This is a genomic window from Limnoglobus roseus (genome assembly GCF_008254045.1).
GTDB classification, from domain to species: domain Bacteria; phylum Planctomycetota; class Planctomycetia; order Gemmatales; family Gemmataceae; genus Limnoglobus; species Limnoglobus roseus.
This window is the reverse complement of record NZ_CP042425.1, coordinates 9338757-9360520: the sequence shown is the minus strand read 5'-3', so window position 1 is coordinate 9360520 and position 21764 is coordinate 9338757. Positions and strand designations below refer to the sequence as shown.

The 21764-nt window shown below is 65.3% G+C and carries 28 protein-coding genes; 15 read left to right on the top strand and 13 right to left on the bottom strand.

Features of this window, described 5'->3' with window-relative positions; all coding sequences use genetic code 11:
• The first annotated feature begins 16 nt into the window (after positions 1–16).
• The 5 genes from metF (at position 17) to PX52LOC_RS40070 (ending at position 4399) form a co-directional block, all read left to right on the top strand.
• Positions 17–925 carry a methylenetetrahydrofolate reductase [NAD(P)H] gene (metF, locus tag PX52LOC_RS40090; RefSeq protein ID WP_149115754.1) on the top strand — a complete coding sequence of 303 codons (909 nt, stop codon included), beginning with the start codon at positions 17–19 and terminating at the stop codon, positions 923–925.
• Positions 926–988: 63 nt separating this feature from the next.
• Entirely contained in the window at positions 989–2653 is a 1665-nt protein-coding gene (gene ggt / locus PX52LOC_RS40085; RefSeq protein ID WP_149115358.1) for a gamma-glutamyltransferase, read from the top strand.
• 179 nt (positions 2654–2832) lie between these two features.
• On the top strand, positions 2833–3144 hold the full coding sequence (locus tag PX52LOC_RS40080; protein WP_149115357.1) for a hypothetical protein: 312 nt from the start codon (positions 2833–2835) through the stop codon (positions 3142–3144).
• Positions 3145–3248: 104 nt separating this feature from the next.
• The gene (locus PX52LOC_RS40075; RefSeq protein ID WP_149115356.1) at positions 3249–3491 is read left to right on the top strand and encodes a hypothetical protein; all 243 of its coding nucleotides are present in this window, start codon (positions 3249–3251) and stop codon (positions 3489–3491) included.
• 596 nt (positions 3492–4087) lie between these two features.
• On the top strand, positions 4088–4399 hold the full coding sequence (locus PX52LOC_RS40070; protein ID WP_149115355.1) for a hypothetical protein: 312 nt from the start codon (positions 4088–4090) through the stop codon (positions 4397–4399).
• Positions 4400–4432: 33 nt separating this feature from the next.
• On the opposite strand, the gene PX52LOC_RS40065 is transcribed toward PX52LOC_RS40070, so the two are convergent.
• Positions 4433–4714, bottom strand: coding sequence for a hypothetical protein (locus tag PX52LOC_RS40065; RefSeq protein WP_149115354.1), 282 nt, complete (start codon positions 4712–4714; stop codon positions 4433–4435).
• A gap of 1162 nt (positions 4715–5876) precedes the next feature.
• On the opposite strand from PX52LOC_RS40065, the gene PX52LOC_RS40060 reads away from it, so the two are divergent.
• Positions 5877–6551 carry a hypothetical protein gene (locus PX52LOC_RS40060; RefSeq protein ID WP_149115353.1) on the top strand — a complete coding sequence of 225 codons (675 nt, stop codon included), beginning with the start codon at positions 5877–5879 and terminating at the stop codon, positions 6549–6551.
• Position 6552: 1 nt separating this feature from the next.
• Here PX52LOC_RS40060 and PX52LOC_RS40055 read toward each other — a convergent pair whose 3' ends face one another.
• From PX52LOC_RS40055 to PX52LOC_RS40030, 6 genes are all read right to left on the bottom strand, one after another.
• Positions 6553–6810, bottom strand: a complete 258-nt coding sequence (locus tag PX52LOC_RS40055) for a hypothetical protein (protein ID WP_149115352.1) — start codon at positions 6808–6810, stop codon at positions 6553–6555.
• A 269-nt stretch (positions 6811–7079) separates the two neighbouring features.
• The gene (locus tag PX52LOC_RS40050) at positions 7080–8828 is read right to left on the bottom strand and encodes a WD40 repeat domain-containing protein (protein ID WP_168218723.1); all 1749 of its coding nucleotides are present in this window, start codon (positions 8826–8828) and stop codon (positions 7080–7082) included.
• A 535-nt stretch (positions 8829–9363) separates the two neighbouring features.
• Complete coding sequence (locus PX52LOC_RS40045; protein WP_149115350.1) at positions 9364–9930, bottom strand: ribonuclease HI family protein; 567 nt, start codon at positions 9928–9930, stop codon at positions 9364–9366.
• A gap of 68 nt (positions 9931–9998) precedes the next feature.
• A complete protein-coding gene (locus PX52LOC_RS40040; RefSeq protein ID WP_149115349.1) occupies positions 9999–10592 on the bottom strand; it encodes a hypothetical protein in 594 nt (197 codons plus the stop codon).
• A 105-nt stretch (positions 10593–10697) separates the two neighbouring features.
• Entirely contained in the window at positions 10698–11072 is a 375-nt protein-coding gene (locus tag PX52LOC_RS40035; RefSeq protein ID WP_168219504.1) for a helix-turn-helix domain-containing protein, read from the bottom strand.
• Positions 11073–11351: 279 nt separating this feature from the next.
• Positions 11352–11585, bottom strand: coding sequence for a hypothetical protein (locus PX52LOC_RS40030; protein WP_149115347.1), 234 nt, complete (start codon positions 11583–11585; stop codon positions 11352–11354).
• Positions 11586–11808: 223 nt separating this feature from the next.
• Between PX52LOC_RS40030 and PX52LOC_RS40025 the strand changes: the two genes are divergently transcribed.
• The 3 genes from PX52LOC_RS40025 to PX52LOC_RS40015 all read left to right on the top strand — a co-directional run bounded on the left by PX52LOC_RS40025 (position 11809) and on the right by PX52LOC_RS40015 (position 13042).
• A complete protein-coding gene (locus PX52LOC_RS40025) occupies positions 11809–12165 on the top strand; it encodes a hypothetical protein (RefSeq protein ID WP_149115346.1) in 357 nt (118 codons plus the stop codon).
• 44 nt (positions 12166–12209) lie between these two features.
• Positions 12210–12497: a hypothetical protein gene (locus PX52LOC_RS40020; protein ID WP_149115345.1), complete on the top strand. Its 288-nt coding sequence runs from the start codon at positions 12210–12212 to the stop codon at positions 12495–12497.
• Between the two features lie 146 nt (positions 12498–12643).
• Entirely contained in the window at positions 12644–13042 is a 399-nt protein-coding gene (locus tag PX52LOC_RS40015; protein WP_246173827.1) for a response regulator, read from the top strand.
• 344 nt (positions 13043–13386) lie between these two features.
• Here PX52LOC_RS40015 and PX52LOC_RS40010 read toward each other — a convergent pair whose 3' ends face one another.
• Together PX52LOC_RS40010 and PX52LOC_RS40005 are read right to left on the bottom strand one after the other, a co-directional pair.
• On the bottom strand, positions 13387–13692 hold the full coding sequence (locus PX52LOC_RS40010) for a hypothetical protein (RefSeq protein WP_149115343.1): 306 nt from the start codon (positions 13690–13692) through the stop codon (positions 13387–13389).
• Positions 13693–13864: 172 nt separating this feature from the next.
• On the bottom strand, positions 13865–14107 hold the full coding sequence (locus tag PX52LOC_RS40005) for a hypothetical protein (protein ID WP_149115342.1): 243 nt from the start codon (positions 14105–14107) through the stop codon (positions 13865–13867).
• Between the two features lie 165 nt (positions 14108–14272).
• Here PX52LOC_RS40005 and PX52LOC_RS40000 point away from each other — a divergent pair, with 165 nt between their 5' ends.
• From PX52LOC_RS40000 to PX52LOC_RS39990, 3 genes are all read left to right on the top strand, one after another.
• Positions 14273–14641 (top strand): hypothetical protein, encoded by a 369-nt coding sequence (locus tag PX52LOC_RS40000; RefSeq protein ID WP_149115341.1) that lies wholly within the window; start codon positions 14273–14275, stop codon positions 14639–14641.
• Positions 14642–15146: 505 nt separating this feature from the next.
• Entirely contained in the window at positions 15147–15404 is a 258-nt protein-coding gene (locus tag PX52LOC_RS39995; RefSeq protein ID WP_149115340.1) for a TapB family protein, read from the top strand.
• Positions 15405–15675: 271 nt separating this feature from the next.
• Complete coding sequence (locus tag PX52LOC_RS39990; protein WP_149115339.1) at positions 15676–15837, top strand: DUF3072 domain-containing protein; 162 nt, start codon at positions 15676–15678, stop codon at positions 15835–15837.
• A 151-nt stretch (positions 15838–15988) separates the two neighbouring features.
• Here the strand turns inward: PX52LOC_RS39990 and PX52LOC_RS39985 are convergent, their stop codons facing one another.
• Both PX52LOC_RS39985 and PX52LOC_RS39980 read right to left on the bottom strand, forming a co-directional pair.
• The gene (locus tag PX52LOC_RS39985; protein ID WP_149115338.1) at positions 15989–16345 is read right to left on the bottom strand and encodes a hypothetical protein; all 357 of its coding nucleotides are present in this window, start codon (positions 16343–16345) and stop codon (positions 15989–15991) included.
• A 140-nt stretch (positions 16346–16485) separates the two neighbouring features.
• On the bottom strand, positions 16486–16773 hold the full coding sequence (locus PX52LOC_RS39980; RefSeq protein ID WP_149115337.1) for a hypothetical protein: 288 nt from the start codon (positions 16771–16773) through the stop codon (positions 16486–16488).
• Between the two features lie 486 nt (positions 16774–17259).
• On the opposite strand from PX52LOC_RS39980, the gene PX52LOC_RS39975 reads away from it, so the two are divergent.
• The gene (locus PX52LOC_RS39975) at positions 17260–17529 is read left to right on the top strand and encodes a helix-turn-helix domain-containing protein (protein ID WP_149115336.1); all 270 of its coding nucleotides are present in this window, start codon (positions 17260–17262) and stop codon (positions 17527–17529) included.
• A gap of 73 nt (positions 17530–17602) precedes the next feature.
• On the opposite strand, the gene PX52LOC_RS39970 is transcribed toward PX52LOC_RS39975, so the two are convergent.
• Entirely contained in the window at positions 17603–17971 is a 369-nt protein-coding gene (locus tag PX52LOC_RS39970; RefSeq protein ID WP_149115335.1) for an ATP-dependent Clp protease adaptor ClpS, read from the bottom strand.
• A gap of 119 nt (positions 17972–18090) precedes the next feature.
• Here PX52LOC_RS39970 and PX52LOC_RS39965 point away from each other — a divergent pair, with 119 nt between their 5' ends.
• Positions 18091–19836 (top strand): hypothetical protein, encoded by a 1746-nt coding sequence (locus PX52LOC_RS39965; RefSeq protein WP_149115334.1) that lies wholly within the window; start codon positions 18091–18093, stop codon positions 19834–19836.
• 594 nt (positions 19837–20430) lie between these two features.
• On the top strand, positions 20431–21102 hold the full coding sequence (locus PX52LOC_RS43235) for a hypothetical protein (protein ID WP_246173615.1): 672 nt from the start codon (positions 20431–20433) through the stop codon (positions 21100–21102).
• 76 nt (positions 21103–21178) lie between these two features.
• Here the strand turns inward: PX52LOC_RS43235 and PX52LOC_RS39955 are convergent, their stop codons facing one another.
• Positions 21179–21499 (bottom strand): hypothetical protein, encoded by a 321-nt coding sequence (locus PX52LOC_RS39955; RefSeq protein ID WP_246173614.1) that lies wholly within the window; start codon positions 21497–21499, stop codon positions 21179–21181.
• Positions 21500–21764: the final 265 nt, after the last annotated feature.

Sequence of the window (21764 nt, the reverse complement as noted above, 5' to 3'; positions counted from 1 at the left end):
TAAGAACCGGATGCACATGCACATTCAGGACATCTTCCGCGACCACGCGACGACGTTCAGTTTCGAGTTCTTCCCGCCGAAGACCGACGAGGCGTCGGAGGAACTGTTCAAGAACATCGCGTCGCTCCAGGAACTTCAGCCGTCGTTCGTGTCCGTCACCTACGGGGCCGGCGGATCGACCCGCGACCGCACGCACGATCTGGTGGTGCGCATTCAGAAGGAAACGGACCTCACGGCCGTTTCGCACCTGACGTGCGTCTGCCACTCGGTCGATGAGATGGGGGCGATCCTCGACCGCTACGCGGCGTCCGGCATTACGAACGTCCTCGCTCTCGGCGGCGACCCGCCGAAGAACCTCGCCAACTTCGACCGCGCGAAGGACGGCTTCCAGTACGCGAACCAACTCGTCGAGTTCATCCGCAACCGGCCGAACGTGCCCGACCCGCGTGGCTTCGGCATCGGCGTCGCCGGCTTCCCGGAAGGCCACCCCGGGTGTCCGAACCGCCTCCTGGAGATGGACCACCTCAAGCGGAAGGTGGACGCCGGGGCCGATTACATCTGCACGCAGTTGTTCTTCAACAACAACGACTTCTACGACTTCCGCGAGCGGTGCGAACTGGCCGGGATCAAGGTACCGATCGTCGTCGGCATCATGCCGATCACGTCGAAGGCCGGCATGGTCCGCATGGCCGAACTCGCCCTCGGTGCCCGCATCCCGGCCCGATTGCTGAAGGCCGTCAGCCGGTGTGAAGACGACGACGCCGTGCGGCGGGTCGGCATCCACTGGGCGACGGAACAGTGCCGCGACCTGTTGGACCACAACGTCCGCGGCATCCACTTCTACACGCTAAACAAGTCCGACGCGACGCGGCAGATTTACAACAATCTCGGCGTGCGCGATTCCGTCGCGCTCCGCGCCGGATAAGATTTCGGGGGCAAAAGCCCGCGGACAACTGTCCGCGGGCGTTCTCACACGCGACCCCCACCCATGCGCACCCTGCTGACGCTTCTCGTTCTCGCACTTCCCGTCTTCGCACAATCCCCGCGGCCCCCGGTCGAATCGAAGAACGGCATGGTCGTGTGCGTCTGCCCGCTCGCGGCGGACGTCGGCGCGAAGGTGCTGGCCGACGGCGGCAACGCCGTCGATGCGGCCGTCGCGGTTGCTTTCGCGGAAGCGGTGACGTGGCCGGAAGCCGGCAACATCGGCGGCGGCGGGTTCATGCTCGTGCGGCCGAACGACGGCAAAGATGCGACGTTCTTCGACTACCGCGAGACGGCCCCGGCCGCCGCGACGAAGACGCTGTTCGCCGACGGCACCACCGACTGGCGGTCGCACAAGTCGGCCGGCGTGCCCGGCACCGTCCGCGGGCTGGAACTCGCCCACAAGCGGTTCGGCTCGAAGCCGTGGAAGGACCTCGTCGCCCCGGCCGTGATGCTGGCGAAGGATGGTTTCGCGATCGACGGCCCGCTGGCGAAGCGGTTGAACGACATTCTCGCCGACGGCAAGACGACGAACGCCGAGTTCCGCCGCATCTTCGGCAAGGCCGACGGCTCGAAGTGGCAGGCCGGCGATACGCTGCGGCAAACGAACCTCGGCACCACGCTCGCCGGCATCGCCGAGCACGGGCCGGCGTGGTTCTACACCGGCCCGCCGGCCGAACAACTGGACGCCGAGATGAAGGACGGCGGCGGCCTCATCACAAAGGCCGACCTCGCCGGCTACGCCGCGAAGGAGCGGAAACCATTGACCGGCACCTACCGCGGCTACGACATCGTCGCCGCCCCGCCGCCCAGTTCCGGCGGCACCGCGATTCTGGAAGCGTTGAACGTCCTCGAACAGTTCGACGTGAAGGCCCATCCGCGGCACTCGGTCGAGACGATCCACTTGATCGCCGAGGTGCAGCGCCGCGTCTTCCGCGACCGAGCGGAGTTCCTCGGCGACACCGACTTTCTCACCGTCCCGCCGCACCTGACGACGAAGGAGTACGCGAAGAAGGTCGCCGCCACCATCGACCCGAACAAGGCCACGCCGAGTGAGTCGCTGGCGGGCACCATCCCCATCGCGGAGACGGGCGGCAACACGACGCATTTTTCGGTCATCGACAAGACCGGGTTCGCCGTGTCGAACACGTACACGTTGGAGAACAACTTCGGCAGCCGGATCGCCGTCCGCGGGGCGGGGTTCATCCTGAACAACGAGATGACCGACTTCAACCCGATCCCCGGCACGACGACCCGCACCGGCAAGATCGGCACGGAGCCGAATCAGATCGTCCCCGGCAAGCGGATGCTGAGTTCGATGACGCCGACGATCGTGACGAAGGGCGGCCAGCCGTACCTCGTGACCGGCAGCCCCGGCGGGCGGACGATCATCAACACGGTGTTGTGCGTGCTGGTCAACACGCTCGACTACGACATGTCGCCGACCGCCGCCGTGGACGTCGCCCGACAGCACCACCAGTGGTTCCCGGATCAACTCGCGGTGGAAAAGTTCCCCGGCTCTGACGACGTGATCGCGAAGCTGAAGGCGATGGGACATAAGGTGGTCGACGCGAAGCAGGGCGACGCCCACAGCATCCGAATCGACCCGACGGGCACGTTCTCGGGAGCCGCCGACAAGCGAATCAACGGCAAGGCGAGCGGGGTGAAGTGATGTGGTCCTCGTTCACCCTTCACCTGCCGTTGCCGGCTGACGTGATCCGTGAGCGGATCGAGCGGTCGTTGACGTCCGTTCGGCCGGGCCGCTTTTGGAAGTCGGATACGACGTTTTCCGGAGAAGTGTGGGCAGACGGTTTCCGCGTGACCCGCAACCGGACGGTAGGGGGAGGGAACATGGCGATCGTGGCGACCGGCCGTCTCGTGCCGACGCCGACGGGAACCGACGTGATCGTGTCCACCCGGCCGCACGGGTGGGTGCTGTTCCTGCTCTGTGTCGTGTCGCCAGGCATTATGGCCCGACTGTTCTGGGAGCGACTGGTCAATCATCCCAGCCCGCAAGGGTTGATGTGGGGCGAGGTCTGCTTCATCCTCGCGTGTGGTCTGATCCTGTGGCCCGCCTTCTTCATCGGGGGCACGATCGAGGAACGGGAATACGAGCGGGCCCTGGAACGAATTGTGATGACAGACCCGTCGCGGCAGAAGTGATTCTCAACCGTCACTTCTTCCCATACCAACATCAGTCGATTGTGATTGCCCTCGCCCTTTGGACCGCTTACGCTGGAGATAGCCCTTCTCTCCGGAGGCTTCCCATGCTCCCTCTCCTCCTCTCCGCGTTCGTCGCCGTCCCGAATCCGCCGCAGGTGATCTTCGTCGATGACATGACCGGCGTCCATCAGCCGATGGGGCCGCGAGTCGACATCGTGGACACGGCCGCCTTGAAGTCGCGCATGGGCGGATCAGATACTCCGAAAAATGGGACCGATCCTATGGATGCTGCGGCGATAGAGGCCTTCGATAAGCTGATGGCGAAGAAGAAGCTAAACCCGAAGTAACCCGTTCCCCGCACCTTCCCGTCCTGTCGATTCCTTCAAGTCTGCCGATCTTACCGGCCGATGATGCCCGATGAGACGGCACGCGCCGTCGGCGGAGGGAATCCCATGCGGCGGTTGCTCAGTCTGGTCACGCTCGCCCTCGGCCCCGCCGCGTTCGCCTTCGAACTCAGGGGCTGAGAACTCTCAGCGACGCCCTCTCCCTCTTTATCGCCCCTCCATCTGCTGCGGCTTCGGGGGTGTAGGCTCCCCCGAGGCGGCGTTGATACTACAGCAGCGACTACAGCAGGGGAAGCGGAAACTCCCGCAGACCAACCGCCGGGGAAGTCCCCGCCCGCTCCTACTCCCCTCATAGTCGTCATCGCCGAAGCCGTCGCCCCTCCCTCGGGGGTTCCCCGCTGAGACGGCTTCGCCTCCCCTCTCGGACTTTGACGCCGCCTCGCCCTGCGGGGGGTGGTTGATGCTGTCGCTCGGCAGCGGCGGAAAATGAGTAACCAGCAGAGCCGCGACGAAGTCGTTGACCCCTTCGGAGTCGCCGAGTAGGCTGAGGCGGCTTCCCCGAAAGCTGGGGGTTGAACCCGACTTTGAGAGCGTCCCGAATGCGCACCGCGTACAGCTACGCCCGCCTGACCCTCACCTCCTGCTTCTTCCTCGCGGGCATCGCCCTCCAGACCGTCCCGTCCGCCGCGGCGGTCAACCGCGAGGCCCGGGACCGCGAGCGTCTCCTCCAAGCGGTGCCGGCAGAAGATCGCGCCGAGTGGATACGGATTCGAGACCGGGACGACGCCCAAGCCGAGGCGTCGGTGCGACTGTTCGGCGTGCTGATCGGCGGCGTTGGACTGGGCGCGGCCCTGTTCGAAGCAGCCTACGTGAGCGCGCGATTCAGTCGCCATTGCCCGCTCGACCGTTAAAGCGGGGCAGGGGAGGGGAGGTCTCCTCCCCGCCTACTCCTTCCCCAACACCAGATCGAGCGCCCAGCACCCTCTCGCGTGGGGACCCTCTCCCCGAAGGTGCCCCAGAATCTCCTCGCTCTCGCAGCCCGCGTCTTCGAGGGCGTCGGCGAGGATCGGCAACCGATCCCACGCCCGCTCCTCGTAGACGCCTTCGGCCAAGCCGAGGACGGTCCCCGTCCGCCACCCCGCCTCGAAGGCGACGGGCCGGAACGGGTTGCCGAAGATGTCGCGGAGTAGATTTGCTTGGACTGCACTTTCGACAGCGAGAGGCACCCCAAAGTGGCTTCCGTGTCCATGCTCTGCCAGAACCCACCGAGCCTGCCCCATTGCTAACCGTAAAGATGCGAGACTGCCGTTTCGATACGCGACAAGGGTGACGGCCCCTGCCGCCCGGTCGAGATGTCGGAACTTCTTGATGTGAGATGGCAACTCATGCTTCTTTACTCGTCGGTCAGCGTATGCCTCGGCAGTTACCAACATCTCATGAAACTCTTCCGGGATGTGCTCACCCATCCGCTGGCAGCACGCACACGCTAGTAGGCGTGATTTTCGTCTGCTTCGCTTGTCCCCAAGATGGGAGAGCAAGTCGTCGGGATTTGCAGCCCCCTGCCACTCCTGCTCCGTCATCGCCGCCCCTCCCCGAATCAGCCCCCGACCATCTTACCCGCGGACGGGGACCGTCCCCCACTCCCCGAAGAAGCCGACGCCGCGAAGGCGACCCAGAGGAGCGGGCGGGGCGGGGCCTCCCCGCCGACCCCCCTTCAACTTCGACTCCCTCGCCTACGCCCTCGCCCCTTCCGCTACTGTGGGTGAGGGTTGGCCGTTGGCAACTCTCCTCGCCCCAGCCCCCTCCCGCGGGGAGAGGAGAACCGGGGCGGGGTGTCCCCGCCCCGCCAACGCCCTCTCCGACGCCGAAGAAGCCGCGGGGCGGGGACACCCCGCCCCCTCCCCTCGCCTTCTGGGACGCTGTCGCCGCCGCCGAGGGTCGATTTCTCAGATTCGAATCCGAGGAGATTCTCAAGAGCCTGGATTAACCCATTCGCCTTCCCCATCGCTTCTTGCGTCGCCATAACAGTTAGATCACTATCATCACCTATCTAGTGATGATATTCTCTTCTTGGGCGTCATCCTCCGCTTCAAAGAGGAGTGGGACGGCCGCCGTCCCCGCGGACCCCTCTGGCGTCTCCTACGGCTCCGCCAGGGGGCCGATCTCCCCTCGCCTGCCCCCAGGGCTGGCCTCCCCCCGCCCTCGCCTATCGCGATCCTATCGCTTCCCAGAGGGTTCCCAGAAGCCTCAGAATCACCCTCTGAATCGCCGACTTCGACGCCTCGCGTCAGCGAGGGACCCCCACCCACAGAACCTAACCCGGCAACGCTGACCCTGTCAGCGTCGCCCTCACCCAACCCTTCTCGTAACCTCACCCCCGAGTCTCCGATGCCGACCATCCACCACCTCCACGCCGACGCCCGCGACTTGACCCAGCCCGCGAACGAGAGGGCTGCCCTCCGCAAGCGGGTCTTCGATCTCGTCCGCGGCAAGGCGAAGAAGGCGGCGAGGTCCCCCCTCCCCTCGCCGACGCCGACGCCCTCGGCGACGGCGACGCCGAAGGAGCTGCCGCAGGTGACGGCGGAGTCGATCTCCCCGCGGCAGCTCCGCCGACTCGGACCGCGACTCGCGCTCGCGCGGTTCAACCGCCACCGCCGGGGGCCGCAGGAGCCGATCCGCCTCGCGAGGGTGATGGAGAAGGAGACGGCGGCCCCGCTCGAAGTTCTCAACGCCCTCGGGGTCTTGATCGCCGCCTCCGACGGGGGCCGCGTCTTGGGCGACGCCGAGGTGATCGAGCGGGCGAAGGCGATTTGGCAGACCATTCAGGGCGTTGGAGACGAAGGGGGCGGGGCCGGGGCCGCCCCCGCCGACGCGACTGATCTCGACGACCTCTTCCGAGTGGCCGTGGCGATGAAGAAGAGGGGGTCGGGAGTGGAGTACCCGGCCCCGCCCGATCCGGCGGTGGCTGAAGAGGCCGCGAAGCTGATGGCGAAGGCGGGGTTCCGTCGGGACCCGTCGCCGAAGGGGCTGGAGAAGTGGGTGCCGCTGGGGAAGCCCGCGTAGGCTACGCCGCGCACCCCTCGCAGGTGCTGAAGCTCTCGGCGGCGTAGACCCAGGCGACTTCGCCGCCCGTGAAGCGGACGAGGTGGAGACCGTTCTCGACGCCGAGCGACTCGGCGGGGAGGTAGACCACCCCCTGCCGCAGGATCACCCCGCTCACGCGGACGGTGACTTCGGAGCCGGTTCGAACGTCAACGACGGTCGCCGTGTCGGTGCCGAGGCCGACGCAGACGGCGGGGATGAGCAGGGTCGTCGAAGTCATCGGAGGAGCCTCGGAGGAGAAAGAGAGGTAGTGTCTTAACGTACACTACGCCTCCGGTCAATCTCCGTAGCCCCGTCAGGGTCTGCGGGGGTGGCTAGTCCGCCCCGGCGGGCCGACGCTTTCGCCGAATAGAAGAAGCCCCCTCTCGGAATACCCCAGAGGGGGCTTTCGTCGTTTCTGGGGAGCCGCTGGGCAGCCCGGCACCTCCCGCCACGGAACGCACCGAGAGGAGGCCGAAACGATGCGTGCAATGGTGGGAAGGGCAGTTGTCACGGCTTCCGCTCCTCTCCAGTCTCCACGTTATGTATCACGATGCCTTTCACGCCGGGGTAGACAAGGTGCTTGCCGTCAGGGGTGAAGCCCGCGGCCTGGATATGATCACTAGCCCCACCGTCGATCCGCTTGACGTGTTGACCCATTGCATCGGCAAGAACGAGGACGCCGACGTGCTTTCCTTTGTACTCAGAGCCTGATGCGGCGATCCGGCTACCGTCGTGACTCAACCGGACCATCGAGATCGAATAACTGCCTTCGGTCGAGAAGGGGACGGCCCCCTTGAGCTGCCCCGTGGCAACATCATACACGGCGACGACAGGACTCCTCTTAGGCGTAGCGGAAATACAGCCGACCGCGACCGTCGTCCCGTCGGCGGAAATGTCGATCGCGGGTACATCGGAAGTCGCGACCTCCAGAATGGGGAACGAGTGAACTAGTGGAGGCTTCTCCGGAGCGTTCTTGACCATGTCGAAGACGCGGACCTCGCCCTTTGCAGGGCCGTCAAACAAGCCCCGCACCTCGGCAATCACCTGTCGCTTCGGACAGTACACCACCCCGGCCGTGTTCAGATCGGACAAGACATTGGTGACGGCCATCGTCCGGCAGTCGATCCGTAAGAGGTTTTTCTCGTAGACGGTCAGAAGTGAATTGCCGTCGGGAGAAAACGCGATGAACGGGGGAAATCGAAGACCGTCCGTCCGGTTGGGAAGCTTCACCTTGTTCGCCTCCTGCCCGGACGGCAGGGTCCACAGGTACAGGGTTCCGGCGTCTAACGAGATAGACGCCCCCAGTTTACCATCCGGCGAAATCCCGAAGGTCACGATTGACGTTCGCTGGCCGAACGAGGCGTAGAAGTTTCCCGTCTCCAGTTCCCACACTCCGACCGCTGACGCCCCTGCGATGCTGCTACGAGCCAACACGAAGCGACCGCCCTCGGACAGAATCGGACTCCCGAGCCTCAGCCCGGTGATCCTGGGGCCACTCGTCGGCTCGGGAACAGGGGTTGAGGATTGCTGGGAACCGCCCCTCCAACGGAACCCGTCGAAGAATCGTTTGACTTCGGCGTCATCCGCTTTAAGTTCGCTCGTCGATTCGACCCGCAGAACGAATTGCGTCGTCCGCTCACCTCGGGTCCAACTGTTCCAAGAATATTGCCATGAACCAAGAGTCGGCTTGTGGACGAGATAGGTATACCCAGAGTAGAAGTCCCACATACGCACTTGCTCGAAGACGAGGCGATCACCCGCCGCCGCGTGTCTGTTGATCAGATTTTTATGGAACCAATTGTTCTTCAAACTCTCGGGCAAGGTCATCGTACCGACGGTGAAGACCCGATTGCCGTGTTTCGATGACCACCCCTTAATAACGATCCCCTGGGCTAAGAGGGCCGGAACGTCGCGGGTGATCTGATCGGGTCCCTTATTCCCGTCCTCCTTCAGGAACAGGGATTTCAGAAACAAAAGGTCCATGCTTTCGGGGGACGGAGGCCCGCCCGGGAAAGACACCGAGAACGATCCGTCCGGGGCTTCGAACGGCGTCAATTGAGCGACTGCGGCCGGGGCGTTCTGAGCCGTCGCATTAGGGTTTTGTCCCGCCCCGCCGACGGGCTGGAAATTGTCAATTGGTGGCGCGTTGTTCGCCGCCTTGTTCCGGGTGGCGGGTTCGCCGCTACGGGTCATCCAGAAGACGCCGCCCGCGACGAGCGTTAGAATCGCGACACCCCCGCCGATCCAGGCGGCCATCGGCAAGCCGCCCGACTTCACCGCCTTCGCTCTTCTGCGAGGCCGATCATCTTCGTCATCTTCGTCTTCGTACCGTCGGCGTGAGCGTCTCCGGGGGCGATCGTCGTCCTCATCTTCGTCGTCCCGGCGTCGTGATGCCCTCGGGGACTCCTCGCGATCCGGCCGCGAGGCGGGCCTCGATTTCAACCGCCGAGGGTCTTCAGCGTCTTCCCCCTCTCGGCGGGGCTTCTTCTTCGGCGTCGGCTCGTCCTCTCCGACTTCGTCCTCGATCACGTCCGCTTCGATCTTCGGCAGGGGCGTAACGGAACCGCACTTCGGGCACTTGGCCCGCTTGCCGGCCGCCGAGTCGGGGGCGGTCAGAGTCACCGAGCAGTTCTGGCAGGGTACGGTGATCGGCAAGAGCGACCTCTCTGAAGTAGCAGTCATCGGTGGTTAAGGACAATTCACGGGAGAGGGGCGAGTCGCCGTTCAGCCCGTCGAGTTGAAGTCAATCTTACTTCGACTATCGAGACGATAGCCTACCACCACACCCCCTTCAGTTTAAGGCGGGGATGCCTCGGAGAGAAGCGGATTCTCCTCCCCACGCCGACCAATCCTCGATCAGCGTCTCGGGGCGGGTGAGCTGATCGGCTTCCGAGTTCTGCTCGCGGGGAATCCACGCCGCCGACCACGGAACCCCGAGCGCGGCGAGGAGGTCCCGGCTCTCGTCGCGGAGCCTCGTCAGCTCCGGCTTGTTCGACGCCCAATTCCCCGCGAGTTGCTCGACGACGAGCTTTGAGTCGCCCTCGACGCGGAGGGCCGGTGGCTTCTCCCGACCCGCGGCGACGGCGCGAAGGCCCCGAAGAAGTCCGGTCCACTCGCTGACGTTGTTGGTCACGGGGTCGGCAACGGTCCAGCCGTTGGCGACGAGGGCCGCTCCGCCGCCGGGGACGGAGACGGTGAACCCCCACTTACCCCTCGCCCCGCGGTCGCCGTTGCCGAAGCAACTGCCGTCGAAGCGGAGGAGCCACGCGGTCGGCGGCAGGGCCGCCGACCGGAGACGCAGACCGGGATGGGAGAGGCCCTTGTCGCCTTTGGGGGCGCGAGGGGATACGGCGGGCATAAGAGACTCCGGTGAAGAGAGAGAAGGAGCCGGCGGCCGAGGGGCCGCCGGAGTCGAAAGGGGAGGAGCTACGCCATCTGCTGCGAGAGAGCCTTCGAACGGGTAGCCCGCTTCTTCGGCGGCGAAGACGCGGGCTTCTTCGTGAGCGGAGGCGCGGGAGCCTTCGCCAGCGGCGGCGAGGGCTTGTTCGCGGGCGAGGGTGCGGGAGCCGTCTCCTCGGTCGCGGGGGCGGCCACGGGGGCGGGGGCGATCTCGAAGCTCTTGAAGAGGGCGTTGACGAACGTTTCCATCGACCCGACGGCGTCCAGGACGGCGGCGACGGACGCCACCTTCGCGAACGGGACGTTGCCGAGGGCCGGCGACTTCCAGACGGAGAATGCCTTCCGCCGGTCCCAGTGGTCGGCCAGTTGGCGAACGTCGGGAGGGCAGCCGCGGCGGAAGTGGGGGTAGAGGGCGGCGGCCACGTCCGCGGCGGCCACGACTTGGGCGAGGGCGAGGGGGATGATGACCCGGGCGTGGTCCATCGGGGAGCCGCCCAGCTCGATCTCGTCGATCGCGAGGGCGAGGAAGTCCTGGGAGGCCGACGAGAGGGGGCGATAGAAGGGCCGCCGGATCGGGCGGGGCGGGGCGGAACCGAGGGGCACGGCGGGGGGTCGGGGCATCGGAAATCTCCTTCGGGGGCCGAGCGGCGATGGGCCGCGGGGTGAAGGAGAGGATACTTGTCAAAGTGAGTTAATTCAAGAAAAAATCGCTCACTTTAATAACATTCACTCAAGTCCCCAATCCCTACAGAATTGAGGTGCCTCGACCGAGACTTCCAAAGCCTTGCAGATTCGCAGCACGTTAGCGTAGCTCGGGTTCTTCGCTCGGTCCGGCGTGGTGAGATAGGAGTTCAGTACGCCCTCACTGAGGTCAGTGGCCTTCGCCAAATCCTTGAGAGACATCCCAACCGCTCTCATTGCAGTCCTCAGCCATTCAGTGAAGCTGGTTCCCTCAGCCGCAGTCGGCACCTTCGCCTTTTCCAAAGCTTCGGCATCCGCGCTCAGTACCTCGGCGAGTTTGGTCAGTTCTTCAGAGACGCTACGGAGAGCGGCGACATGCGTTGCCCGAGAGTAGCCGTCTGATCGGTTCTTCTTCGCCATCGGGTCTCCTCTCATCCCCTCTCGTCGCGGACGCCGCCGCAGTGACCGTGGGCGGGGCTATGGCCCGCTCTGCGGCCTTTTCTTCTTCGCCGCCGCCGACCGGGTCGCTTTCGCCGAGGGCGTATCAGATGGGGATTGAGTAAGGGAGGGCGCGGCAGAACCCGCAGGGGAAGAAGAATCGGCAACGGTAGGCGAGCTGAGAAGCGCGACCACCACTGCGACGTGGCAGGTGCAGGAGTGTCGCGGGTCAGTGTTGGGCGACCCCTCCCCGCGGAGTGGTTACGATTCCTCTCTGCGAGGGCGGATCGTGGCCATCATTTCACGGACGATCAGCGCGGCGTCCCTGCTCGTCTTTTCGATTTCGGCCGCATAAATCAGCGGTTCGCCCGGTGGGGCAATCTCGGCCAAGAGGACGGCGTATCCGCCGATCACCGTCAACAGGTTGTTCAGGTCGTGCCCGAGGGACGAGAGCTTATCCGGGTCGGGGACATCTATGGGAGAAGGCGACGCCATGTCCATCCCCGAGCGGGGTTGTCGGCGGGACCGGAGATGGTTCGGCCCGGCGGTGATATTTGAGACCGGACTTCGATCGTAACCGCCTGCACCCGCCGAGGAAAGAAGGAATTGATTCACTTTACAGCATAACTTTCGGGGGTAATTTTACTCACACGCCCACTGCGATTATGGTAAGAGTGTATCTATTTCCCGCATCCGCCTTTGTTTCTGGACTTTTGACATGCCTCCGTCCATAGTGGCCGTTTACCGGATGAGTCGTTTACTCGCCGACCGCTTAGTCGTCGCGGCGGCCGAGGGGCAGTTGAGTACGGCGGTTACGTGCGTGATGGGGTTAACAAGGGCGGCAGCGGCGATCGCAGAGGACGTGAACCGGGCGTCCGAGGACGAAGTCCGGGCGGCGAAATGTTTACAGGATGAGTTGGCGAGTTTGACCGGGAAAGTTGCCGATGCCCATGCCGCCGGGCTGGTCGCGGAGATGGTCACCCGGTGGTTCGGCCCGCAAGGGCTGCCGGTGAGTGAAGTGGGTGAGTTCGAACAACTGGCGGCGACGCTCCGTGGTCCCGATCCGTCGGCGTGAGAACCGTGCGTGTCCCGTGGCCGCGTTCCCACCAGGAGACTCCCGTGCCACCCCTCCTCAGCTTCACCGGCCCGATGCCGGACGACGGTCTGAAGTCCTTTCGCAACTATGCGGCGACCGGGGACGGCCGGGTCATCCTCCGCCGGCAGAATTTGAGTACCGACGCGGTGACGTACTACATCGCCGGGATTGCCGGCCCGCCGTCGGGGGACGACTACTTTACGGGCGATCCGGTCACGGTCGGGGCGTTCATGGAAATGACCGCCGACGAACTCCAGGCGTTCGGCCTCATCCCGTTCCCCGCCCGTGGGGGAAAGCCACCCCCGACGTAGTCGCGAGGGGACCGCGAACGCGCTCGGTCAGACGTTAGGCGTCAGGGGATTCCCGAAATCACTCACGGACCGACGGTATTCGAAGCCCACCCGCCTGATTGTGCTAGGTTTCTTCCACGCCTATTCCGAGAGAGACCGCCCGCGTGATGATTCGTATCGATGCCGCCGCCCTGGGGGCGGGAAAAACGGCCCTGCTGGTCGATGACAACGCGGCCGTCCGCGGCCTGACCAGGCTGTTCTTGCGGCGGTTGGGATTCGCGGTCTTGGAGGCGACGAGTGGGGCTGAGGCCGAGGCCGTCGCGGGGACCCAGCGAGGCGAAATCGACTTGGTGGTGACGGACATGGTCATGCCCGACGGCGGGGGCCGGTTCGTGGCCGACCGCATGGCCGACCTCTGCCCCGCGGCAAAAGTGTTGTTCGTGTCCGGGTACAGCGATGACCTCGGCGTGGGGGCGGGTGAGGCGGACGATAGGAATCACTTCTTGGCCAAGCCGTTCACGCCGGACGCATTTGCCGACAAGGTTCGAGTAGTCCTTAATTCGTGACGAGAGATCGTCTCGGCAGGCCTGCGGGGCGGTCCTGCTGTCGCTCGCGACGCCGCGGGGACGCACTACCGACTTTGTCGCCGCCGCCCCTTTGCCCCCTCCGAAGTTGAGAAGGTAAGTCTTCAGCGAGCGGCAACGCCGCCTTCGCCGCAGGGGAGGTTCGGGAGCCGGCGAGGGTGGGGATGTAGGTATGTGAGGCGCACCCGTACCGCAGTCACGATTTCGGGTGTGCCGCCAGCCACCACGCCCGTTGGGACCGCACGGCCCACGCGAGCACCACGACGCCGATGGCGAGCCAAATGACGTGAATCGTTTCCATTCCGAGTTCCTACCGGGTGGCGGGGTTAAGCGGGCGGGAGAGGGGCGATCGGGGCGGAGCCGAAGGCGTCGTCGATGAGGTCTCGGAGTACCACCGCGTCCGCCGGGGTGAGTGGCGGACGCGAGGTGCCCACCAGTCCATCGCGGATGAAAAGTGTCATCTCGAATTCCACCGGACTCATCCGGTTCCGGTTCATCACGATCGTGTCGAGCGTCCGCGTCAGGACGCGGAGCAACCGCGCCGTCCCCTCCGACCCCCCGTCGAACGTCTCTACCCAACGGGTCGCGAGGGACCGTGCGAGGGCGCACAGGTCGAACATACTCGGGGTCATGGCGGTGCTGCTTTCGCGACGTGACACGGGCGGGGGCGTTCGAGTTGTACCTCGGCCGTTCGCGACTCTGGTCGTGGTGCCCTGCAACGGCCACGGTGTTGCAGGACTGGGGTAGCAAGTAACTCGCCGGGCTAATACCCCAAAGCCGTGGATACGAATCCCCCCCGTCCCGTCACATCTTCATCTTGTTGGCCGCCAGGTACTCGCTGGCCGCCTTGTCGTTCGGGAAGAGCATGGCCCCGTCGGTCGCAGTAGCCCACCCGTGGCGGCTCCAGCACTGGTACGCCTCGGTCATATTGGCCATGCTCGACATGCTCGACATGCTCGCGTTGGGCGAATGGTCCGCCGCGGCAACGCGGGTCCAGACCGGGTCCGTCGTGATGACCCACATGGTCCCTTGGCGGCGAGTTTGCACGGGTGAAGTTCCGGAAGAATGAACGAAAGGCGATAGTACCAGTGTACTCGACGGGCCGGCGCTTCGGTCTGACAATTATTTAATATTTTTATTGTCTGTGACCCCGGTGCGTTGCCGCACGGGACCATGGGGCGAGGATGACCGGCAATCGCACCCGCACGCCCGATGAAGGGCACGGCGCGTGCGGTGTTCGAAGTGCCTTTCCCCTTCGCCCCGGAGACGATCATGGATTTCCGCAACCAAAAGACACGCAATCGCGACGAGGAGACCCGGTCTGATGTCGCCGACTTTAATAAGCAGCAGGCGAACGCTGGCGGCCGGGGCGAAGGACAAGCGGACCAAGACGAGCCGGATACGCCGGCCGAGAAATCGAGTGATGCCAAGCGGCACGGTAACACCAGCCCGACCACGGCCGGCGTATCCGGCAAGCCGGTGATTAACAGCAGTGGGATTCCCGAAGTCGTGCCGGCGGCGGGGCGGGCCAATGAAGCCGACGGCGAGAAAGTGCCGTCGAAGAAGAGTAGAACGCGGTGACGGCGGTTGTTGGGGTAACACCAGCCCTTGCCCCGGCGTCAGGGCGGGCGACGGCGATGCGTACCGCCTGTCTCGCTTGCCCTCGGCATCACTTGCGGGTACGGTCGGGCCTCGCCCCTGCTCCCTTATTTGCGAGAATTGCCATGGACCGCGCCTTCGTTCTGCTCATCCTAACAGCCCAACTCACCGCCGCCGCACCACCACCGAAGGGCGTGACGAGCGTCACGGCCTTGTACTTCCCGACGAAGGTCGGGGCGCAACGGGTATACGCCGCCACGGTCGGCAAAAATACGACCGAGGAACGGTCCACGATCACCGGGGTGGTCGAGAAGGACGGCGTCTGGCGGGTCACGGAAGTGGATGACGGGATTTCTTCCAACCCCCTCGGGACCGACACCACCTACCTCGTGTCGGGAAGCGGTGTCACGCTCGTCGCCCGGGGGGTAAGGACGTGGCGGCTCCGCATCAGTGCTTGGTGCTTCCGGCGAAAGCCGGCGACACGTGGGTGTTCGACCCGGAAGGGCCGAACCGAGCATTCGCGATCCCGAACCTGTCCATCACCTACAGGGCGCGCAAAGAAGAGACCATCGAAGTTCCGGCGGGAACATTTCAGGCCATCCCGGTTGATTCGAGCCGGGCGGTGGGGCCTCCGTTCACCGGGACGACGTGGTATGCCCCCGGGATCGGCGTCGTGAAAGCGGTGACCAACTTCGGCGGCCGGGAACGAACCACGGTACTCAAATCTTTCAGCCCCGGCCGGTGACGTCGCTAGGGCCGCCCGTTCCCTACCCCACCATCACGCCAACTCTGATCGGCGGCCTTCTCCGTGACCCTGCTTCATCGTCTGGTTTGCTCGTTCTTCCACCGGCGCCGGTGGCTAACCCTTCGGGCGACCAACCTGGATTACTTCGGCGAGTGGCGGCGAGAGGCGCGGCAGTGCGAACGGTGCGGGCGGACCTGGACACGGGTGCGACACGCCCGGAAGGGCCACCCCGGCGGCCGGGGGTCAGTTTAGACCGCCGAACCGCAGGACGTTGACCGGGCCACAGGAGAGTTACTTGGGCACCCTCGCCCGCGAGGCGAGGGAAAAAGCCCCCGAGGAGATGACGAAGGCCGAGGCGTCGGAGAAGATCGAAGAGCTTCAGGAGAAGACCGGACGCGGGAAGAAGGCCCCCGCGAAGAAGAAGGCGTCGTAGCCGCGGGCACACCACGCGACGGGCGATTAGACCGCGAACCGTCTGGATCACCGGTCGCTGTGGGGTGGGCTGTGATCCCGCTCCGCGGCGAAGCCCAAGCCCACTATAGTCACGAAATCACCACCGGCGACGCCGGGCGCCATACGGCCGTTCACGCGCCGGCGATGATCGCCGCGTACCGCTTCTGGTTCACGTTGTCCGTCACGACCACTTCACCGCCCGCGCTTTCCTTCACGCGGCCGAACTCGACGACGGCACTCAGCCCCATCTGATCGAGTTTCGCCACGACCCGCTTCGTCGCCTTCGGGCCGAACGTCACGATGCTGCCACCGACGTTGTGGACGTAGGAGAGCTTCTGAGCCATTGCGTGCAGCAACATCCCATCACCACCCTTGATCGACTCCTGAGACTTCGCGTTGAGGGCGTTATACTTGCGAGTGTACTTCACCGGCACGGCTAAGCGATTCCGGATGCGGATGTGGGCCACGATGCGGTTGTGATTGCTCATCTAGTTCCTTAATTCACCGGCTTCCGCGGGACGCGGCCGGCGCGGTGAACCTACCATTGTAACCCGCCCTGGCACCGGGGTGAAAGAAATTTCACTATCCGGCTCAAACCAAGCCAGGCTGTTGAATTCGACACGATCGCTCAGGCATAGACGTTGGATAAGTTGGGAACCGATGTCACGACCTTACCGGCGTCCGTTGTGGTGACGAAGTAGCTGTGAGCGAAAGTGGCTTGGTCGAACGACTTGCCGACGAGGAGATTGGCGCGGTAGGTGTTCGGCCACAGGCGGACGACGTCGATGCGGATCAGGTCTTTGGGTCGGCCTAACGTCACGAGGATGTGATTCCGGAGCGACTCGGTTGCGTCAATCAAAATAGGTTGTTCGTCAGGCTCAACTTGGTTCAACCGGGGAAACGTGTTCTTCGCCATAGATTTGCTCCGATGCTTGGGCTACTGTACTATTATACATGGCCCGGGCACTTCCTCCGATTTAATCGGACACATTGTCCGAGTTCCTTCAACCTCTGCCTACTCGTGGCTGCGCAAATCGGAACGTGAGAATAGATTTGGTTTCTCTTCAACGGCGTGCGAGCAGCACTGCCGTAACGATCACGGCCAACCAGAGGATAGCGCGTGCCGCGAACCGAATTTTGCTGGCTCGCCGCGGGGACTTGAACGGCTTCGGTGCCATCCCGTGAGTGTAGCACGATCCGCAAGGGGTCAGTTTTCGATTGCACGCCTCTCGGTGGGCCGGTATACCGCAGTTCCCTGTCGGTCGCGCTCTCGTTGAGTTGCGGCAAAAGGGATGGCAGGGGCGAATCGGCCGGGGTTGCAAGCAATTGCGGTCCCGGCCGGTATCGTTGCCGAACTGGCAACCTGTCACGGCGAGAACTTGTTCGCGTCGAGGTGGCTAACGTGGCAGACGCCAAGCGGGTTTTGGTCCCGGCTAGTTGGGGCGATGGGCGGCGGGAACTGACGCAGACCCTCCTGACCACGCTCCGCCTCCTTCGGTCGCAGGGCCGGGGATGCACGGCGGCCGATCTGTCGCAGGCGGCTACCACCAGCCGAGCCGCAATGCACAGCCGTCTCGTGATCCTGGAACAATACGGGCTGGTCGCGAGCCGCCGGGTGGGAACCAGTCGTGTGTTCCGCCCCACGCGACGAGGGGCGAAGGCGTGCTCGTGACCATCTTCACCCCGTCACCCGCCGCACCGCCACGCCCGGACACCCTTCCAACGTCTCGACAGCCAGTTTCGAACTACCCCCGCCGTTCGACCTCAGCTCGTAGCGGCTTGACCGATCCTGTCATCCGCGGGCCCGGGCCGCACGCCTCGACGCCCGCCCGCTTCTCCTCGCAATCCTCCGCCGTCCCCGCGTGGATGACCGCACGCCCCGACTGGTCCACCACGTTCGCGAGGTGCCGGGCAACCCGTTCGGACAACCCGCAGACGGACACCAGCGCCTCAATCACGAACGCGAACGAGTGCTCGTCATCGTCGAACAGGACGACGACGTAGTCGCCATCTCGGCGCGCGGACCGTTCGTCGGGCGAAACCCACACCTCGTACCGTGGCGGACGTGTTCGCGCTCGTGTGCGAAGTCCCCCGCCCCAAAGTTCGGCGTTCATCGAAGCGGTCGAAGCGAAGCTCAAGATAATTGAACAAATGAACACTTACTGATATTGTGCTCACATTACGTGGTGTTCTACCCTACTCCCGGCTCCAATCCTCCTGGTACTCACTTGCCATGTCGTCAACCACCCTGCTTCAATCGTTCCGCGACGATCTCAAGGTCACCGCCTTCTCGTCGCCCCAGAACGAAATCTACGCCACCTACACCCCGCAACGCGATCCGCCCGCCGGCCCCGTCGCCGTGAAGGTCCGCGGGGAGGACTTCCGCGGCCTGGTGGAGTGGTGGCTCCGCCGAAAGAAGGGTGCGCGCCGCGCCCCCAAACTGGTGGAGTCGATTGTCTCCGAACTGGAAGGCGACGCGAAGTACGGCCCCGGTGCCCACCGCCGCGACGTGGTCATCCGCGCGACGGCCCACGACGGGGCCATCTCCATCGACCTCGCGGACGACCGGAACCGGGTCGTCCGGGTGTCCCCCGGCGGGTGGGTCGTGACGACCGATTCACCCGTCGCGTTCATTCGCCCCCGGGGGGCGGAACCGTTGCCGGAACCCCGCAGCGGGCCGGGCGGGATCGACGCGCTCTTCGCCCTGCTGCCGAAACTCGACCAGCCGGCGAAAAGTCTGATCCTCGGCTGGATTCTCGCCGCCCTCAACCCCCGCGTCCAGTTCCCCGTCCTGATCCTGAACGGGGCCGCCGGGTCGGGCAAGTCGACCACGGCGGCGTTCCTCCGCGGCCTCGTCGACCCGAGCGTCGCCGGCCTGACGAAACTCGCCCGCCTCGACGAGAGCGCCCTCTGGACGACCGCGGCGAACGGTTACGCCCTGTGCTTCGACAACGTCAGCGCGATCTCCGCGGACGTCTCCGATACCCTGTGCATGATCGCGACGGGTGGGTCGCACAGCGCCCGGAAGCTGTACACGGACACCGACACGGTTCTCGTCCGGAAGAAGTGCCCGATCCTCCTGAGCGGCATCAGCGAGTTCGCCAACCGCGAGGACCTCCTGAGCCGCGCCCTGTTGGTCCGCTGCCCGGTCATCGGCGGCTCGGCGTACACGAAGGCGACCGCCCTCCAGGCGGCGTTCGACGCGGCGCGGCCGACGATCTTCGCCGCCGTCTTGGACCTCCTCGCCGCCGGGTTGCGATCCGACTTGACCCTGCCCGCGGCCCCGCGGATGGCCGACGCGGCCGAGTGGGTCGAGCGGTGCTTCGCGGGCGGCGGGTACCACCCCGGGTCGTTCGTGGCCGCCGTCGAGGCCCAACAGGCGGCCAGGTCGGGCATCAGCCTCGACGCTTGGCCGCCGGCCGAGTTCGTTACCACCGTCGCCGCCGACGGGTTCGAGGGGACGACCGCGGAGTTGCTGACGCGGATCACCCGCCTCGCGAGGGATTCGGGCCTCCCCTCGAACCCGGCTTGGCCGAAGTCGCCGAGCGCGCTGGGGGTGCAACTGCGGGAGCGGGAGCAGAGCCTACTGGTCCGGGGCATCGTTCGGGAGGATTTCCCCGGTCGCCGAGAGGGGCGTCGAATCCGACTCTACTGCCGACCTGCGGAGGCGGCTTCTAAGGCGGAAACGGGACCGGCGACGTGGGTCGAGTACCGGGCGATCGTGGCCGCCGGGGGGCCGCGGATTCGCCTCCTCGCCGGCCCCGACGATGTCCCCCGCGCCGTCGGCGAGGACGCGGCCATTCTCGCGACGCGCCTCGGGCGACCCACGAGCGCAGGCGGTTCCTTCGCACTCGAAGCGGACGACGTCGGGGAATTGGGCGGGGAGATCGACTTGCTTGACTTCGTGGACACCGACTCGGACGCCGCGCCTTCGCGCGCGTCAACGTCATCCCCATCGCCGACGGAAGCGACGTGCTAACGTCCGAACCGGATGGGGACGGCGGGGACAGCGGGGACAGCTGACTTATTCACTTCTCTCTCTTTTAAGAAGAAGAAAGAGTAGAGTCGCCGTCCCCGCCGTCCTCGTCGTCTCCCGCGGTGGCGTCGGCGTCCTTATGCTGTGGGAGGAGTAGGCCAGCGGCTGTACTCCTCGGCGATCGAGTCCGCGACCCCTCACCCGGATCGAAGTTGCTTCCCAGCCGACAAGGGCGGCGAATCAAAGTCGTCAGCTGCCTTCTCAGTGAATTCGGTAGCTGCCGATGCGGGTCTTCAGAGCCTTCCCCAGCGATTCGGCAACTCGGGTTGGCTCGTCGTCGCATCAGAGTAGCCCAGACGACTGCGGATGTCGGCCGAGGCGAAGGCGACCGATTCGCACCGCGAAGCGGGGACCCCACCCACAGAAGCGAGGCGGCGAACGCGTCTCAGTCAGCGAAGGCGAGGGCGGGGGGAGGCCCCTCCCCACCCTCCCCTCGGGGTCGCCTACCGCTACGCCGATTTCGTCGCCGAGCGGTTCCCCAGTTCTTCCCCGAGTAGGCGTCGGATATGATCGGGGATGGGTTCCGAGAGCGAGGTAATGACGGAAGCGAAGTGGTTGACCTGTGCCGACGCGAGCCTTCTTTGGCGGTTCCTCGAACGCGAGGCCCGCGAAGATCGGCGGAAGTTGCGGCTGCTAGCCGTCGCCTTCTGCCGGCTTTCGTGGCACCGACTCACCGACTGGCGGTGTCAAAAGGCCGTCGAGGTCGCCGAACGGCACGCCGACACCGACGCGAGCGACGAGGAGTTGATCGAGGCCGGGGAGGCGATCCGCGGCGGAGGAAACTATCGGATCACCGGGGCGGAATTGGCCCGCCGGGTTACGGCTGTCACCGGCTACGGGGCGGCCTACCAGACGATCTTTATGGCCCAAGCGTTGCACACGGCGGAGGCGCAGGACCTCGCCGGCCGAGTCCCCGCCGGTACACCGATCTCCGCCGCCCCGGTCCCGGCCGAAGCCGCCGCCGCGAGGTGCCTCTTTGGCCCGCTCCTCTTCCGCCCCGTCCCCTTCGAAGCTGAGTGGCTCACCCCGACGGTCGTTGGCCTCGCCGAAGGCATCTACGAGGAGAGGGCATTTGATCGCCTGCCCATCCTCGCGGACGCGCTCCAAGACGCGGGATGCGAAGAAGCTGACATCCTCAATCACTGCCGCGGGGAGGGGCGACACTTAAAAGGGTGCTGGGTCGTCGATCTCGCCCTCGGGATCGAGTAGCCGCCGAGCCGACTCCGCGGGGACGGGTTCCCCGCCCCTTCTCCTCTGGGCTGCGGGGGCGAGGTCGCGGGTGAGCCTACTCTTTGCCCAAGACGAGGTCTAACGTCCAGCAGCCGCGGGCGTGCGGCCCGTCGCTTCGCAGGTGCGTCAGGATGTCTCCGTTCTCGCACCCGGCGTCTTGAAGCGCGTCGGCAAGGATCGGCAGTCGGTCAAACGCCTTGTCGTCGTAGATGCCTTGAGCGATGGCGACGGCGGTTGACGTGAGCCAATTCGGATCAACCGAGACGGGGCGGAAGGGGTTGCCGAAGATGTCTCGAAGAAAGTCTGCCAGTTCGGTATCTAAATCTGTTGTTTGACTTGGGATACCAATGCCACCCCTCTCATCTGATACGCCCAAGCCCTCGCCGAATATTCGGCGAGGGCGTCTTCGTTTCCGAGCCCTCTTCGCGACCGTGGGGAGGGCTGTTGCTCCGCTCCGCGGCCGATCCGCCGCCCGGCCATAAGCCCGCCCCACGGCCATAACCTCACCGACCCATCCCCAGACCCGTCCCCAGACCGCGTGGGCGGGGGCCACTCCCGCCCCCCTCGCCTATTCGCCCCCGCCGCTGCGGAAGTCGACGCCCTCGGCTTCGCCGATGCCCACCTCTTCTTCGACGCGGACC

Bases quoted from the DNA above. Each gene is read 5' to 3' on its own strand.
- PX52LOC_RS39980 (WP_149115337.1), bottom strand. From the start codon at position 16,773: ATGGCGAAGAACACGTTTCCCCGGTTGAACCAAGTTGAGCCTGACGAA.
- PX52LOC_RS40000 (WP_149115341.1), top strand. From the start codon at position 14,273: ATGAAGGGCACGGCGCGTGCGGTGTTCGAAGTGCCTTTCCCCTTCGCC.
- PX52LOC_RS40045 (WP_149115350.1), bottom strand. From the start codon at position 9,930: ATGCCCGCCGTATCCCCTCGCGCCCCCAAAGGCGACAAGGGCCTCTCC.
- PX52LOC_RS40070 (WP_149115355.1), top strand. From the start codon at position 4,088: ATGCGCACCGCGTACAGCTACGCCCGCCTGACCCTCACCTCCTGCTTC.
- PX52LOC_RS40010 (WP_149115343.1), bottom strand. From the start codon at position 13,692: ATGACCCCGAGTATGTTCGACCTGTGCGCCCTCGCACGGTCCCTCGCG.
- ggt (WP_149115358.1), top strand. From the start codon at position 989: ATGCGCACCCTGCTGACGCTTCTCGTTCTCGCACTTCCCGTCTTCGCA.
- PX52LOC_RS40050 (WP_168218723.1), bottom strand. From the start codon at position 8,828: ATGGCCGCCTGGATCGGCGGGGGTGTCGCGATTCTAACGCTCGTCGCG.
- PX52LOC_RS40080 (WP_149115357.1), top strand. From the start codon at position 2,833: ATGGCGATCGTGGCGACCGGCCGTCTCGTGCCGACGCCGACGGGAACC.
- PX52LOC_RS40060 (WP_149115353.1), top strand. From the start codon at position 5,877: ATGCCGACCATCCACCACCTCCACGCCGACGCCCGCGACTTGACCCAG.
- PX52LOC_RS39965 (WP_149115334.1), top strand. From the start codon at position 18,091: ATGTCGTCAACCACCCTGCTTCAATCGTTCCGCGACGATCTCAAGGTC.
- PX52LOC_RS40025 (WP_149115346.1), top strand. From the start codon at position 11,809: ATGCCTCCGTCCATAGTGGCCGTTTACCGGATGAGTCGTTTACTCGCC.
- PX52LOC_RS40035 (WP_168219504.1), bottom strand. From the start codon at position 11,072: ATGGCGAAGAAGAACCGATCAGACGGCTACTCTCGGGCAACGCATGTC.
- PX52LOC_RS40075 (WP_149115356.1), top strand. From the start codon at position 3,249: ATGCTCCCTCTCCTCCTCTCCGCGTTCGTCGCCGTCCCGAATCCGCCG.
- PX52LOC_RS40055 (WP_149115352.1), bottom strand. From the start codon at position 6,810: ATGACTTCGACGACCCTGCTCATCCCCGCCGTCTGCGTCGGCCTCGGC.
- PX52LOC_RS39985 (WP_149115338.1), bottom strand. From the start codon at position 16,345: ATGAGCAATCACAACCGCATCGTGGCCCACATCCGCATCCGGAATCGC.
- PX52LOC_RS40015 (WP_246173827.1), top strand. From the start codon at position 12,644: ATGATTCGTATCGATGCCGCCGCCCTGGGGGCGGGAAAAACGGCCCTG.
- PX52LOC_RS43235 (WP_246173615.1), top strand. From the start codon at position 20,431: ATGACGGAAGCGAAGTGGTTGACCTGTGCCGACGCGAGCCTTCTTTGG.
- PX52LOC_RS39970 (WP_149115335.1), bottom strand. From the start codon at position 17,971: ATGAACGCCGAACTTTGGGGCGGGGGACTTCGCACACGAGCGCGAACA.
- PX52LOC_RS40030 (WP_149115347.1), bottom strand. From the start codon at position 11,585: ATGGCGTCGCCTTCTCCCATAGATGTCCCCGACCCGGATAAGCTCTCG.
- PX52LOC_RS40040 (WP_149115349.1), bottom strand. From the start codon at position 10,592: ATGCCCCGACCCCCCGCCGTGCCCCTCGGTTCCGCCCCGCCCCGCCCG.
- metF (WP_149115754.1), top strand. From the start codon at position 17: ATGCACATTCAGGACATCTTCCGCGACCACGCGACGACGTTCAGTTTC.